Here is a 13,558-nt window from a genome sequence, read left to right as displayed (position 1 = left end):
AAAATCATTCCTGAAAAAATGACATCGGCCGGATATAGCCAATTTCCTACAGCCCTTTAATCGTTTCAGCAGTGAGCCATCAGTCAAGCCCGTTTCGCGCCTTCCGGCTGTCCGGGTTTCGGGTGTCAGAGGGCCTGCGGACCCCATGCTCAAATCCGGCCATTTCGCCGTCCCCGAGTGGCCAGCGCCTGATACCCATGAGAAGGATCTTATGAAGCATTCTCCCAGCTTCCCCCTCACCGCCGCCCAGCAGGACATCTGGCTCGACCAACTGCGGGCGGGCGATTCGCCGCTGTACAACATCGGCGGCTATGTCGACTTCGCGGGTGCGGTGGAGCCCGCGCTGATGCAGCGCGCCATCGAGCAGTTGGTAGCGCTGCACAATGCCTTGCGCACCCAACTGCACAGCGACGCCGACGGCTTGCCGCGCCAGACCTTCGCCGCCAGCTTGACGGTGCACGTGCCCTTGCACGACCTGTGCGCCCATGCCGATCCGCAGGCGGCGGCCCAGGCCTTGATGCAGGCGCACATGGCCCGGCCCTATGCCTTGGACGGCGGGCCGCTGTGGCATTTTTTCCTGGTCAAGCTCGATGACCATCACTATCGCCTCGGTACCCAGGCCCACCACCTGATCCTCGACGGCTGGGGGTTCGGCCAGATGCTGCAATCGCTGGCGCAGCTGTACAGCGCGCTGGAGCAAGGCCGGCAGCCTGAGTGCCTGGCACCGTCCTATGGCGACTTTATCGAGGCCGACCAGCGCTACCACGCGTCCGCGCGCTACCCCCGCGACCGTGCCTATTGGCTTGACCGCTACCCGACCTTGCCCGAGCCATTGCTGGTGCCACGCCACGCCACGCCGACAGCCAGTCACACACTGGTCGAGCCGTTCCCGGTGGCGTTGCTGGACCGCATGGAGGCGGTGGCCAGCCGTTACCAGGCCTCGGCGTTCCATGTGCTGCTGGCGACGCTGTATGTGTATTTCACCCGCGCCTACCAGCGCGAGGAGTGGGTGGTGGGGCTGCCGATTCTCAACCGTTCCAACGCGGCTTTTCGCGCCACGGTCGGCTTGTTCACCCAAGTCAGCGCGGTGCGTTTCAGCTTCAGCGAACAGCTGACGTTCGGCGCGCTGGTGCGCGGTGTGCGGGATCAGCTCCAGCAGGATTTTCGCCACCAGCGTTTTCCCCTGAGCGAGATGAACCGCGAACTCGGCCTGCGCCGCAGCGATCGCGGCCAGCTGTTTGATCTGTCGGTATCGTTCGAACAGGACGACCACGATCTGCGCTTCGGCCAGGTCCAGGCGCGTGCCGTCAAAGTCTCCAACCACCATGAAGCGCTGCCCCTCGCCATCCACTTGCGCAGCAACCGCTGCCAGGCCACCGCGAGCCTGCATTGCGTGTACCACCAGGCGTACTTCCAGCACGACGAAGTGCAGGCGCTGGCACGACGGTTTAGCTGGCTGCTGGAACAAGGCCTGGCGGACACCGCGCAGCCGATCGGCGAGTTTTCCCTGCTCACGACTGCCGAGCACGCCCAGTTGCAACGCTTCAATGCCACCGCGCAGCCCAGTGCCGCACCGTACACCCTGCACACCCGTATCGAAGCGCAGGCCGCGCGCGCACCGAATGCCGTCGCCGTGGTGCAGCAGGGCCGGCAACTGACCTACGCCCAGCTCGATCAACAGGCCAACGCCCTGGCCCATCAGTTGCTCGAACATGGGGTGCAGCCGGATGATCGCGTGGCGATCCTGGCGCGGCGCAGCCCGGACACGCTGGTGGCACTCCTGGCGATCCTCAAGTCCGGCGCCTGCTACGTGCCGGTGGACCCCGCGCATCCGGCGGAACGCCTGCATTACCTGCTGCACGACAGCGCGCCGGTGGTGGTGCTGACCCAGCACGCGCTGCGGGCGCGCCTGCCGGCGCTGGACGTGCCGGTAGTCCTGCTGGATCGCCCGGCCTCTCACCGGGCCGGCAATCCGCGCGTAGCGATCAGCGCGGCGAACCTCGCCTATGTGATCTACACCTCCGGTTCCACCGGGTTGCCCAAGGGCGTGATGGTCGAGCACCGCACCGTGGCCAATCTGGTCGACTGGCACTGCCGGGCCTTCGACCTGCACGCCGGCAGCCACACCGCCAGCGTCGCCGGTTTCGGGTTTGATGCGATGGCCTGGGAAGTCTGGCCGGCCTTGTGCGTCGGCGCGACGCTGCACCTGCCACCGGCCCACGATGGCGCGGAGGACATCGACGCGCTGCTGCACTGGTGGCGCGCCCAGCCGTTGCAGGTGGGGTTTCTGCCGACGCCGGTGGCCGAATACGCCTTCAGCCAGCAGCAGGGCCATCCGACCCTGCGCACCTTGCTGGTCGGCGGCGACCGCCTGCGCAGCTTCAACCAGGCGCAGACCTTCGAGGTCATCAACAATTACGGCCCTACGGAAGCCACGGTGGTCGCGACGTCCGGCCGGGTGGAGGCGGGCCAGCCCGTGCATATCGGTGCGCCTGTCGCGAATGCCCGCGTCTACCTGCTGGACGCCCGCCAGCGCCCGGTGCCGATTGGCGCAGTGGGGGAGTTGTACGTCGGCGGCCGGGGCGTGGCGCGTGGTTACCTGAATCGGCCCGAACTGAACGCCGAGCGCTTTCTCGATGATCCTTTCAACGGTGGCCGGATGTACCGCACCGGTGACCTCGCGCGCTGGCTGCCCGACGGCAACCTTGAGTACCTGGGGCGCAATGACGACCAGGTGAAAATTCGCGGCGTGCGCATCGAACTGGGGGAAATCGAAGCGGCGCTGGTCACCCATCCGGCGGTCAAGGACGCGGTGGTGCAGTACCGTGAAGGGCAACTGCTGGCGTGGTTTATCCCGCAGCATGCGATTGCGCCCGAAGCCCTGCGCACCCATCTGCACGCCTCGCTGCCGGACTACATGTTGCCCGTGGCCTATGTGCAGTTGGACGCGCTGCCCCTGACCAACAACGGCAAGCTGGATCGCAAGGCGCTGCCGACACCGACCCAGGCCGCCTTTGTCACGCGCCTGTTCGAGGCCCCGCGTGCAGGCGTGGAAACCACCCTGGCGCAGCTCTGGGCCGAGCTGTTGCAGGTGCAGCAGGTGGGTCGGCATGACCACTTTTTTGAACTTGGCGGGCACTCGTTGCTGGCGGTGCAACTGGTGCAACGCATGCGCCAGGCGGGGCTGCAGGCCGATGTACAGGTGCTGTTCGGCCAGCCGACCCTGGCCGCGCTGGCGGCCGTGAGTGAAGGTCGCGATGAGCCGGTACCGGCCAATCGGGTGCCGGCGGATTGCCTGCGGATCACCCCGCAGTTACTGGTCCTGGCCGAGCTGGATCCGCCGAGCATCGAGCGTATTGTCGCCGGCGTCCCCGGTGGCGCCGCCAATGTGCAGGAGATCTACCCGCTGGCGCCGTTGCAGGAAGGCTTGCTCTACCACCACCTCACCGACGAGCGCGATCCCTATCAGCAACACGCGTTGTTCAGCTTCGCGCGCCGCGAGCAGTTGGACGCCTTCGCGCAGGCGCTGCAACAGGTGATCAACCGCCACGATATCCTGCGCACCAGCCTCGCGTGGGACGCCCTGGAGCAGCCGATGCAGGTGGTGTGGCGCCATGCGCAATTGCGCGTCGAACCGCTGCGCGGACCGGCTGAACCGCTCGACTTGCGCCAGGCCCCGCTGATGGCCCTGGACTACGCCGAAGAGTCCCAGCACCGGCGCTGGATCGCGCGCCTGCGGTTTCATCACCTGATCAACGACGCCACCTCGACCGCCGTGCTGGTGGATGAAATTCGCGCTCACTTGCTCGGTGAACAGGCCCAACTGCCGCCATCGGTACCGTATCGCAACGTGGTGGCGCAGGCCCGCTTGCCAGCGCGCCAGGCCGCCCACGAGGCGTTCTTTCGCGAGCGCCTGGCCGCTGTGGATGAACCGACCCTGGCCTTCGGTGTCCAGGCGCGCCAGGCGGATCGTACGCACATCGACGCCTTCGAACAGCCGGTCGGCGATGCCCTTAACCAGCGCCTCAGGGCCCAGGCGCGTGCGCTTGGGGTCAGCGCCGCCAGTCTGTTCCACCTGGCCTGGGCCCAGGTGCTCAGCCGCGTGGCCGGCCGCGAGGATGTGGTGTTCGGCACCGTCTTGCTCGGCCGCCTGCAAGCGGGCGAGGGCGCCGACCGCGCCCTGGGCATGTTCATCAATACCCTGCCGCTGCGCCTGCGCCTGGCCGGGCAGACAGTCATCGAGGCCGTGCACGACACCCATCGGCAACTCAGTGCCTTGCTGGCCCACGAACATGCCTCGCTCGCCCTGGCCCAGCGTTGCAGCGGTACGACACCGTTGTTCAACAGCTTGCTCAACTACCGCCACACCGGCGCCGACCCACAGCCGAAACTGGTCCCCGGCATCGCCTTGCTCAGCAGCGAAGACATCCTCAGCTACCCGTTGATGCTCACCGTGGACGATACCGCCAGTGGCTTCCAACTCAAGGCCAAGGCGCCGCGCCAGGTCGGCGCCGAGCGCTTGCTGGGCTACCTCGACAGCGCATTGGACGGCTTGGCAGCGGCGTTGGAGCACGCCCCGCAAACGCCGTTGCGCGAGGTGCAAGTGGTGCCCGCCCACGAGTTGCAGACATTGCTGGTGGGCTTCAATGCCACCGCCAGCGACTACCCCGACACCCTTACCGTGCAAGCATTGTTTGAAGCCCACGCGCGGCAAATCCCGCATGCCATTGCGGTGCAGGCCGGCGAGCAGCACCTGACTTATCGACAGCTCAACGAACGCGCCAACCAGCTTGCCTACGCTCTGCGCGAGCGCGGCGTGCAGCCGGACTCGCGGGTGGCGCTGTGCGTCGAGCGCGGGCTGGACCTGGTGGTCGGCTTGCTGGCGATCCTCAAGGCCGGTGGCGCCTACGTGCCGCTGGATCCGGGCTACCCGCGCGAGCGCCTGGCCTACATGCTGCACGACAGCCAGCCAGTGGCGTTGCTGGTGCACGCCGCCACACGCGAGGTGATGGGTGACGTGACAATCCCGGTGATCGACTTCGACCGCTGCGCCTGGAGCCAGGCGCCGGACGGCAATCCACGGGTACCGGGCCTGAGTGTCGCCAACCTCGCGTATGTGATGTACACCTCGGGCTCCACCGGTACGCCCAAGGGGGTGATGATCGAACACCGTGGCCTGGCCAACCTGCTGCACTGGGGCTCGCAGCTGTGCCCGAATGCCGAGGGCGGCGCGGTGTTGCAGCGCGCGCCCTTCAGCTTCGATGGCTCGGTGTGGGAGCTGTTCTGGCCGCTGGCCAACGGCATGCGCCTGGTGCTGGCGCGGCCCGATGGGCATCGCGAGCCGGCGTACCTGGCGCAGGTGATTCGCGAGCAGCGGATCACCGTGATCAAGTTCGTGCCGGCGATGCTGCAGCAGTTCCTCGAACTGCAAGAGTCGGCCCTGTGCACCAGCCTCACCGACGTGCTGTGTGGCGGCGGCGAACTCACTGAAGCCCTGGCGCGTGGCGTGCAGGCGCGTTTGCCCCAGGTGCGCTTGCATAACGTCTACGGCCCCACCGAAGCCACGGTGGACAGCAGCGCGTGGACCCTGGCCCCCGGCGCACCTGTGCCCGCGCGGCAACTGCCGATCGGCCGCGCGATCAGCAACACCCGCCTGTATGTGCTGGACGAGCACGATGCGCCGGTGCCGCTGGGCGTCAGTGGCCAGTTGCATATTGGCGGCGTCGGTGTTGCGCGCGGCTACCTGGGCCTGGAGCAAATGACCGCCGAGCGTTTTATCGACAGCCCGTTCGTGGCCGGTGACCGCTTGTATCGCACCGGCGACCTGGTGCGCTATTTGCCCGATGGCAACCTTGAATTCCTCGGGCGCAATGACTTCCAGGTCAAGCTGCGCGGCGTGCGCCTGGAGCTGGGGGAGATCGAATCGCGCCTGCTGGCGCACCCGGCGTTGCGCGAAGTGGCGGTGTTGATCCGGGATGAACGCTTGGTGGCGTACTTCACCGTGCGCGCCGAGCCGCCGAGCCTGGAGGCATTGCGCGCGCATATGCTGGAGCAATTGCCGGAGGTCATGGTGCCGGCTGCGTTTGTGCAACTCGACACCTTGCCACTCAACCCGGCCGGCAAACTCGACCGCAAGGCGCTGCCGGAGCCAGGGATGGAGGCGGTGGTCAGTCGCGCTTACGAGGCTCCACTGGGCGAGGTGGAAACCTTAATGTCGGGCATCTGGGCCGAGGTCTTGAAGCTGGAGCGGGTAGGGCGCCACGATCATTTCTTCGAGCTGGGCGGGCATTCATTGCTGGCGGTGAACCTGGTGGCGCGCCTGCGCAAGGCCGGGTTGGCAGTCGATGCGCGGACGCTGTTCAGCCACCCAACCCTGGCGCAGCTGGCCGCCGCCACCGTGATCCCGGTGCAACGCGTGGAAGCGCCGCCCACCGCCATCCCCCACCTCAACCGCCGCCGCCGACTCTGACCCAACGACCTGTGGGCGCCGGCTTGCCGGCGATGGCGGTCTATCAGCAGCGAGTAAAGTCGATGACCCGCCGCCATCGCCAACCCACCACCTCCGGCAGGTTGGCCACGGTCGAACGCACCAATACACGCGGCCTGCCTACAGGTCCTATACGTACGAGGATAACTGCCTACGGCGCGCTGAAAGAAATTCGCTTAAAGAACGACAGCTGTCTCACATTCCCGGGAACTATTTCGTCGCCGTCACCAATAACGTGAGCGTCCCTGATGCATTCAGGGGGACGTTCCAGTGCAATTGAACCTTGAAAACAAGGTAGCCATGAGCTTTTATATTAACGATAACCCTGCAATTTCCCCGTTTTCTCAAGTCGCCCAAAACACGCAACCCGGCATCACAAATAATCAGGATAATCCCGACGGTGAAGCGCGCTTGCAGCAGGTCCTCAAGGACAACCCTATTCTGAACCGGGGAATCCTGTCGAATGACGATGCTTTCAGGCCTGACAAGAAAAAGTTGTTTGAGGGTCTAAAAAGCCACGTAGGTGATTTCACCGACGCCAATAAAGATCCAAACAAGCGTGCCGATGCGTTGCAGAAGTTAGCCGATAAAGCCAATGAAATTGATAAAGACTCAAGTCTTTACAGGCATTCGGGCAGCACACCCGGGGATGGTTTTTTGGATCAGAAATCCGAGGTAGACGCACTGCGCAAGTACAGCGAAGAACCCGTGCCGGCCCAGAAACAGTCACAGTAACCCGGTTCTACTGGCGGTCGCCCTGACCGCCAGTGTTGCGCAGCAGCGGCAACACCTCCGCCCCCACATGAATCGCCTCTTCCAGGTGCGGAAAACCGGACAGGATAAAGCTGTCCACGCCCAACTGGTGATACTCCTCGATCCGCTCCGCCACCCGTGCATAACTGCCCACCAGCGCGGTGCCGGCGCCACCCCGCACCAGGCCGACCCCGGCCCACAGGTTGGCTGACACTTCCAGTTCCCGCGCCCCACGGCCACGGCCTTGCATCAACTGGGTCTGCCGGCTCTGGCCGACGGACTCATACGTCGCCATCTGCCGTTGCGCCTGGTCGATGGCGTCCTTGGGGATTTCTTCCAGCAAGCGCTCCACATGCGCCCATGCCGCCTCATCGGTAGGCGCGGCGAACACGTGCAGGCGCAGGCCGAAGCGCAGGGTACGGCCCTGGGCGGCAGCGAGGTCGCGCATGCGCTGGATGCGTTCGGCGATCATCGCAGGCGGCTCGCACCACATCAGGTAGGTTTGCCCATGGGCCGCGCCGACGCGTTCGGCGGCTTCGGACGCGCCGCCGAAGTAGATCGGCGGCGCAGTCGCCCCCGGCGCCATGGGCGTGTGGATGCCGCTGCGGTAATAACGGCCGGGGTGCGTTGGTGGCTGGCCGGCCCAGACGGCCTGGAACACTTGCAGGAACTCGGCGGTGCGCGCGTAGCGTTCGTCGTGCTCGAGAAAGTCGCCGAGGGAGCGCTGCTCGAAGCGGCTGGAACCGGTCACCACGTGCAATGCCAGGCGGTTTTCGCTGAGCAGTTGCAAGGTCGCCGCGCGGTGCGCGGTGTAGGCGGGCAGCTCCAGGCCAGGACGCAGGGTCAGCAGGAATTTCAGGCGACGCACTTCCTGGGCCAGCACGGCGGTGATCAGCCAGGGGTCTTCAAAGCCGCTGGCGGTCGGCACCATGATGCCGTCGAAGCCGGCCTGTTCGGTGGCGCGCACGATCTGGCGCAGGTAATCCAGGGTCGGCGCGCGTTCGCCTTGCTGGAACAGCCCGACTTTGGGCAAGCCGCTGCTGGTGAGGTGGCGCCCGTCGCCATTGGTGGGCAGGAACCAGTCCAGCTGGATCGGTGGGCGTGCATCAGTGTTCATGAGCGCTCCTTGCGCAAGAGAGGGACAACCTGTTCGCCAAAGCGCAGCACTTCGCTGACCGCCGGGCCGCCTTCCAGGATCAATTGGCTCAAACCCAGCCCGTGCAGTTCCTGCAGGCGCGTAGCGATCTGTTGCGCCGTGCCGACCAGGATCAGCGGCTGGCCCGGCGCCAACTGCAGCAGGTTCGGGTGCACTTCCCATTGGCGCAGCGGGTGACGGGCGCGGGGCAGGGTGGCCAGCAGCTCGTCGGGCAACGCCGGCACCGGCAGCAGCGTGGCGGCGGTTTCCCAGGCGAGGTCTTCGCTGTCGCCGAGGATCAGGCCAAAGGTGCAGGCAAATTTGAGCGACGGTTGAATCGCGCGCCAGCCCTGGATTTCCTTGGCCAGCGCCTTGGGAGGGCCGGGCGCAAGCAGGCAGGTCTGGGCATGCGCGGCGAGCAGCGTGTGGCTCTGGCTGTCGTCCAGCACCAGCGCGGGCGCGGGCAACTCACGGCGGGCGACGCCGGCGTTTTCCAGCTGGAAGTAACGGCCTTGGTAGTCGAGGCCGGTGTCATTGGGCGCGAGCAGTTGCTGGAGGATGTCCAGGTATTCGCCGATGCGTTCGCTGCGCTGGTCGCGGTTGAGCCACTCGCCAAACGCGCTGCGCTCACTGTTGGGCAGGTGCAACTGCACACGGTGGTTGCTGATCGATTGCAGGCTTTGCAAGGTCGTGGCCAACGCCGCCGGCAGCATCACCTCGGGCGGCACGCTCACCGACAATTGCACCCGCCGGGTGTGTGCGCACAACGCCGCCGCCACGCCCAGGCTGTCGGCACACAAGGCCCCGCCGGGGATCCACAGGCCGTCGAGGCCGGCGTATTCCACGGCTTGGGCCAGCTGAATCCACTGCCCCGGCCGTGCCGCCCAGTCAGGGGTACACAAGGGCATCAGCCAGCTGAATGCTAAGGGCATGCACACGCTCCACTCTTCATGGTCTTTTCCAACCCAAGGCCGGGGCAATGTCCCTGGCGAGGATTTCCAGGCGCTTGAGAATCTGCGCCTGGGTCGAACTTTCGGCCTGGACGACAGCGATCAGGTCATCAGCATAAGGCAGCAGCGAGGGATCGTGCTGCATGCTTTCAATCACTTCATCGGGATGGCCGTGGTGCACATTCATCAGGCGCAGGTGTTCCTGCAGGTCGACGGCCTGGTCGATCAGGCCTTCGCGTTGCAGGCGCGGGATGTGCCGCTCGATATCCACCGCCAGCTCCGCCTGGGCGCTGGCGCGGTCCGCCGCCGGGAACACCGCGCGGACCACGCCGATACGCGGCGCGCGGCCTGGGTGGGACCAGGCCTTGAGGTACGCATCGGCCAAGGGCTTTTGCACGGTCAGCGGATCATGGGTCGCGGTGCCCAGCAACAGGCCGTTGCCCTGTTCGGCGGTGTAGGTGGCGCCGTCGATGCTGGCGTGGGAGTGCCACAGGCGCTGGCGCAAACCGCGCGCGGGCGGCTGCAGTGTGAGCCCACCCGTCAGTGGCTCGCCCTCCAGCAGCCGTTGAAGCGTTTGCTGGCGCTCGGCGAACTCCGCCTGGCGTCGACTCGGGTCGCGCTCGAACGCGCTGAAATTGTCCAGGTTGGCGCCGCCGCTGCCCAGGCCCAGTTGCACACGGCCGCCGCTCAAGGCGTCGAGCACGCTGGCGTCCTCGGCCAGGCGGATCGGGTCTTCGAACGGCAATACGATCACGCCGGTACCCAGCTCGATACGCTGCGTGCGCTCGGCCACCGCCGCCAGCAACACCAAGGGTGACGGCAGGCGCCCGAAGCCGTTGCTGAGGTGGTGCTGGGCAATCCAGCCGCTGTCGAAACCGAGGGCTTCGGCCACTTCGAATTGTTCGATCAGGTCGCGGTAGACCTGCTGTGGATCATCGCCAAAAGCGTGGCTGAGAAAGCCCAGTTTGAACGTCATGACGGGGTTCCTGTGGGCTGCCAGCCCAGGGCTGGGGCAATGTGTTCGCGGATGATTTCCAGCGCGCGAATGGCATCGCGCAACGGCGTGCTGACGGTCTGCACCTGCAGGATCAGCTGGTCGTGGGCGGTCAGCGCCGGGCCTTGCTGCAACTGCTCGACCATCTGCTGTACCGGGCCGTGCAGGACGCCGAGGCGCTTGAGGGTCGTGTCGAAATCGTCATTGATCGCGCCCTTGAACACGCCAATGCGTTGCTGGCGCTGCACATAGGCGCGGATGTCGTTGCGGGTGGCGTCGTCCGGTGCCGGGAACAGCGCCTGCACCCGCGCGACCCGCGCCGGGGTGCCGTTGTCGCCGGTCCAGGCATTGCGGTAGCGGTTCACCAGGTCTGTGCCGGCGTCGGCGGGCTGGTGCGGGTTGGGCGCCATGATCAGGCCGTGGCCGCGTTCGGCGACAAGCTCCACGCGGGAGGTCGCCTCCCATAACCGATGGCTCAAGCCGTTGGCGCGTGGCAGCAGGCGCGAGCCGCTGTCGGTCAAGGGCGCGTTGCCGAGTGCGTTGAGCAACTGGTGCAGGTGTTGTTCGTAGTCACGGTGGCGCGCGTCATGTTCGCGGCCGAAGGCGAGGAACGTCTCGGGGTCGAAACCTGCGCCGAGGCCCAACTCCAGGCGGCCATTGCTCAGCAGGTCGAGCACCGCCGCGTCTTCCGCCAGGCGCAGCGGGGGTTCCTGGGGCAGCACGATAATCCCGGTGCCGAGGCTGATGTGCCGCGTGCGCTGGGCCACGGCGGCAAGCAATACCAGCGGCGCAGGCAGGCGTCCGTGCTCACTGGCGAAGTGGTGCTGCGCCACCCAGCCGCTGTCGAAGCCCAGCGCCTCGGCGACCTTGAACAGTTCCAGGGTGTCGCGGTAGACCTTGGGGTCAGCGCTGGGGCTGTAGACCCGGCTGAGGAACCCCAGGGAAAAGCCGCCACTCATGGGTTCACCTCCTGCGCCAATTGCTTTTGCAGCGCCGGGCCGGCGCTGACCGATTCCGGCAGGCCACTGAAGGGGCTGATGGTCAGGTAACCCTTGTTCAGCCAAACGGCTTCGTCGTTCTGTTGCGCAGCCGTCGCGGCAGGGCTGTACTGGAAACCGATACCCGGCTTGCCCGGCAGGTTGAACTGCTTGAGGTCGTCGGTGTAGAGCGCCTCGAAACCCACATAGCTGCCGACCCGGGTGAGTTTCACGCCTTTGATCTGCGCGTCCTTGGGCAAGTTAATGTTCAGGCCCAGGCCCGGCGGCAACAGCGCGCCGTTGGGCTGGCGATGTTGATCGAGGGCCTTCACCAGTTTCGCCACCAGCAGGGCGGCGCGCTGCGGGTCTTTTTCCTTCAGGTCGGTACTCACCGCCAACGCCGGGATCCCGGCCTGCAACGCCACGCTGGCAGCATTGAAGGTGCCGGAGGCCATATTGATCGCGCCCAGGTTGTTGCCGGGGTTGGGACCGACGATCACCAGGTCGGGGTGCGGCAGGATTTTATTCAGGCCCATCAGCAGCGCCATCACTGGTGTGCCGCTGATTTCGATCTGCACTTCCTTGCCGGCGCAGTCGGCGCTCTGGCACACGCCTTTTTCAAGGGTGCTGAGGTAATAGCTGTCCGGATAGGCCGGGTCGCTGTCGTGGCCAACGGTCACTTCGCGGCCGAAAAAGAACGCGCCGCCACGTGCACTCTGGTCACTTTGCGGCGCGGCAATCTTGACGTTGTGGCCCTGGGCCTTGAGCTCGGTGTACAGGGCGCGAATATTGGGGTGTTGATAACCGTCGTCGTTGCTCAGCAAAATGTTCAAGGCAAACGCCTTGGAGGCGATCAGGCTGCCAAAGGCGAGCATCCATGCGCTGCGTTTCATGCGGTGGCTCCTTGGGTAAAGCGGTTGGGCGGGCGCGGCAGGCCGAGGTTGTCGCGCAGGGTGGTGCCTTCGTATTCGAGACGGAACAGGCCGCGCGCCTGCAGCAGCGGGATCACCTGCTCGACGAACAGGTCGATGGCGCCGGGAAAGTACGGGAAGAACACATTGAAGCCATCGCAGGCTCGAGCCTGGAACCATCGCTCGAAGTAATCGGCGACGTCCTCGGCGGTCCCGATCACCGGGTTGCCGCCAGCCAGGCGCAGGTACAACTGGCGGATGCTGAGGTTTTCACTGCGCGCCAGTTCCAGCACTTTGTCGCGACGGCTGCCACGCTGGCCCACCGGGGTGTCTGGCAGCGGGCCGTCGAGGTCATGGCCGGACAGGTCGATGTCATCGCCCAGGGTGTCGGCCAGCAGGCGCAGGCCCAGCACCGGGTCGATCAGCGCCTGGAATTCCTCGAACAGCGCCTGGGCCTGCTCGCGGGTGTCGGCGATGAACGGGGTGACACCGGGCAGGATTTTGACGTGGTCCGGGTCGCGCCCGAGGGCGGCGGCGCGTTGCTTGATGTCCTGGTAGAACGCCTGGGCGCTTTCAAGGCTATGGGCGTGGGCAAAGATCAGTTCGGCGACGCGCGCGGCCAGTTGCTTGCCCGGCTCCGAAGCACCGGCCTGTACCAGCACCGGGTGGCCCTGGGGTGGACGTGCCACGTTGAGCGGCCCCCGGACGGCAAAGTGTTCGCCTCGGTGATTGAGGGTGTGCAACTTGGCCGGGTCGAAGTATTCGCCGCTGGCCTTGTCGCGGGTGAAGGCGTCGTCGTCCCAGCTGTCCCACAGGTCCTTGACCACGTCGTGGAATTCTTCGGCGCGCTGGTAGCGGTCGCCATGGTCCACATGGTTTTCCCGGCCGAAATTCCAGGCTTCGTCGGAGACCACCGAGGTCACCAGGTTCCAGGCGGCACGGCCCTTGGACAGGTGGTCGAGGGAGGCGAACTTGCGCGCGATATGGTACGGCTCGTTGTAGGTGGTGGTGGCGGTGGCGATCAGGCCGATATTGCGGGTCACGGCGGCCAGGGCCGACATCAGCGTCAGCGGCTCGAAGTGTTCGGCGCGGGCGGTGCGGCTGAGGGCGTCGTGGTGATGGCCCCACAGCGCGACCACATCGGCGATGAACAGCGCGTCGAACTTGCCGCGCTCGGCGGTCTGCGCGATGTGCTTGAAGTGCTCGAAATCCAGGCTCGCATCGGCCTGTGCGAGGGGGTGACGCCAGGCAGCCACGTGGTGGCCGCTGTTGGCGAGGAAGGCCCCCAGTTTGAGTTGATCGGTGCGGCGGGTCATGAACAGGCTCCCATCGAGGTCAGGCACGGAGCCGG

At 66.0% G+C, this 13,558-nt stretch carries 8 protein-coding genes; 2 read left to right on the top strand and 6 right to left on the bottom strand.

Annotated elements, in window-relative coordinates:
* Positions 1-211 precede the first annotated feature (211 nt).
* Together BBG20_RS13160 and BBG20_RS13155 are read left to right on the top strand one after the other, a co-directional pair.
* A complete protein-coding gene (locus tag BBG20_RS13160) occupies positions 212-6,469 on the top strand; it encodes a non-ribosomal peptide synthetase (protein WP_065904126.1) in 6,258 nt (2,085 codons plus the stop codon).
* Between the two features lie 288 nt (positions 6,470-6,757).
* Positions 6,758-7,222, top strand: a complete 465-nt coding sequence (locus tag BBG20_RS13155) for a hypothetical protein (RefSeq protein ID WP_141697277.1) — start codon at positions 6,758-6,760, stop codon at positions 7,220-7,222.
* A 7-nt stretch (positions 7,223-7,229) separates the two neighbouring features.
* Here the strand turns inward: BBG20_RS13155 and BBG20_RS13150 are convergent, their stop codons facing one another.
* The 6 genes from BBG20_RS13150 to BBG20_RS13125 are packed head-to-tail and all read right to left on the bottom strand — an operon-like array spanning position 7,230 to position 13,523.
* Complete coding sequence (locus tag BBG20_RS13150) at positions 7,230-8,357, bottom strand: LLM class flavin-dependent oxidoreductase (RefSeq protein WP_065904119.1); 1,128 nt, start codon at positions 8,355-8,357, stop codon at positions 7,230-7,232.
* Positions 8,354-9,307: an LLM class flavin-dependent oxidoreductase gene (locus BBG20_RS13145; protein WP_065904116.1), complete on the bottom strand. Its 954-nt coding sequence runs from the start codon at positions 9,305-9,307 to the stop codon at positions 8,354-8,356. The genes BBG20_RS13150 and BBG20_RS13145 overlap by 4 nt, the downstream gene beginning before the upstream one ends.
* A 16-nt stretch (positions 9,308-9,323) precedes the next feature.
* The gene (locus BBG20_RS13140; protein ID WP_065904114.1) at positions 9,324-10,301 is read right to left on the bottom strand and encodes an LLM class flavin-dependent oxidoreductase; all 978 of its coding nucleotides are present in this window, start codon (positions 10,299-10,301) and stop codon (positions 9,324-9,326) included.
* On the bottom strand, positions 10,298-11,278 hold the full coding sequence (locus BBG20_RS13135) for an LLM class flavin-dependent oxidoreductase (protein WP_065904111.1): 981 nt from the start codon (positions 11,276-11,278) through the stop codon (positions 10,298-10,300). The genes BBG20_RS13140 and BBG20_RS13135 overlap by 4 nt, the downstream gene beginning before the upstream one ends.
* The gene (locus BBG20_RS13130; RefSeq protein WP_065904108.1) at positions 11,275-12,189 is read right to left on the bottom strand and encodes a 5'/3'-nucleotidase SurE; all 915 of its coding nucleotides are present in this window, start codon (positions 12,187-12,189) and stop codon (positions 11,275-11,277) included. Before BBG20_RS13130 ends, BBG20_RS13135 begins: the two co-directional genes overlap by 4 nt.
* The gene (locus tag BBG20_RS13125; protein ID WP_065904105.1) at positions 12,186-13,523 is read right to left on the bottom strand and encodes an LLM class flavin-dependent oxidoreductase; all 1,338 of its coding nucleotides are present in this window, start codon (positions 13,521-13,523) and stop codon (positions 12,186-12,188) included. Before BBG20_RS13125 ends, BBG20_RS13130 begins: the two co-directional genes overlap by 4 nt.
* Positions 13,524-13,558 lie beyond the last annotated feature (35 nt).

Origin of the sequence: Pseudomonas aylmerensis (assembly GCF_001702265.1) — a bacterium.
GTDB classification, from domain to species: domain Bacteria; phylum Pseudomonadota; class Gammaproteobacteria; order Pseudomonadales; family Pseudomonadaceae; genus Aquipseudomonas; species Aquipseudomonas aylmerensis.
The sequence above is the reverse complement of the archived record's forward strand: the minus strand, read 5'-3'. Positions and strand labels throughout refer to the sequence as shown.

Excerpts from the sequence above, each read along its gene's own strand:
- BBG20_RS13160 (WP_065904126.1), top strand. The coding sequence starts at position 212 with ATGAAGCATTCTCCCAGCTTCCCCCTCACCGCCGCCCAGCAGGACATC.
- BBG20_RS13150 (WP_065904119.1), bottom strand. The coding sequence starts at position 8,357 with ATGAACACTGATGCACGCCCACCGATCCAGCTGGACTGGTTCCTGCCC.
- BBG20_RS13145 (WP_065904116.1), bottom strand. The coding sequence starts at position 9,307 with ATGCCCTTAGCATTCAGCTGGCTGATGCCCTTGTGTACCCCTGACTGG.
- BBG20_RS13140 (WP_065904114.1), bottom strand. The coding sequence starts at position 10,301 with ATGACGTTCAAACTGGGCTTTCTCAGCCACGCTTTTGGCGATGATCCA.
- BBG20_RS13135 (WP_065904111.1), bottom strand. The coding sequence starts at position 11,278 with ATGAGTGGCGGCTTTTCCCTGGGGTTCCTCAGCCGGGTCTACAGCCCC.
- BBG20_RS13130 (WP_065904108.1), bottom strand. The coding sequence starts at position 12,189 with ATGAAACGCAGCGCATGGATGCTCGCCTTTGGCAGCCTGATCGCCTCC.
- BBG20_RS13125 (WP_065904105.1), bottom strand. The coding sequence starts at position 13,523 with ATGACCCGCCGCACCGATCAACTCAAACTGGGGGCCTTCCTCGCCAAC.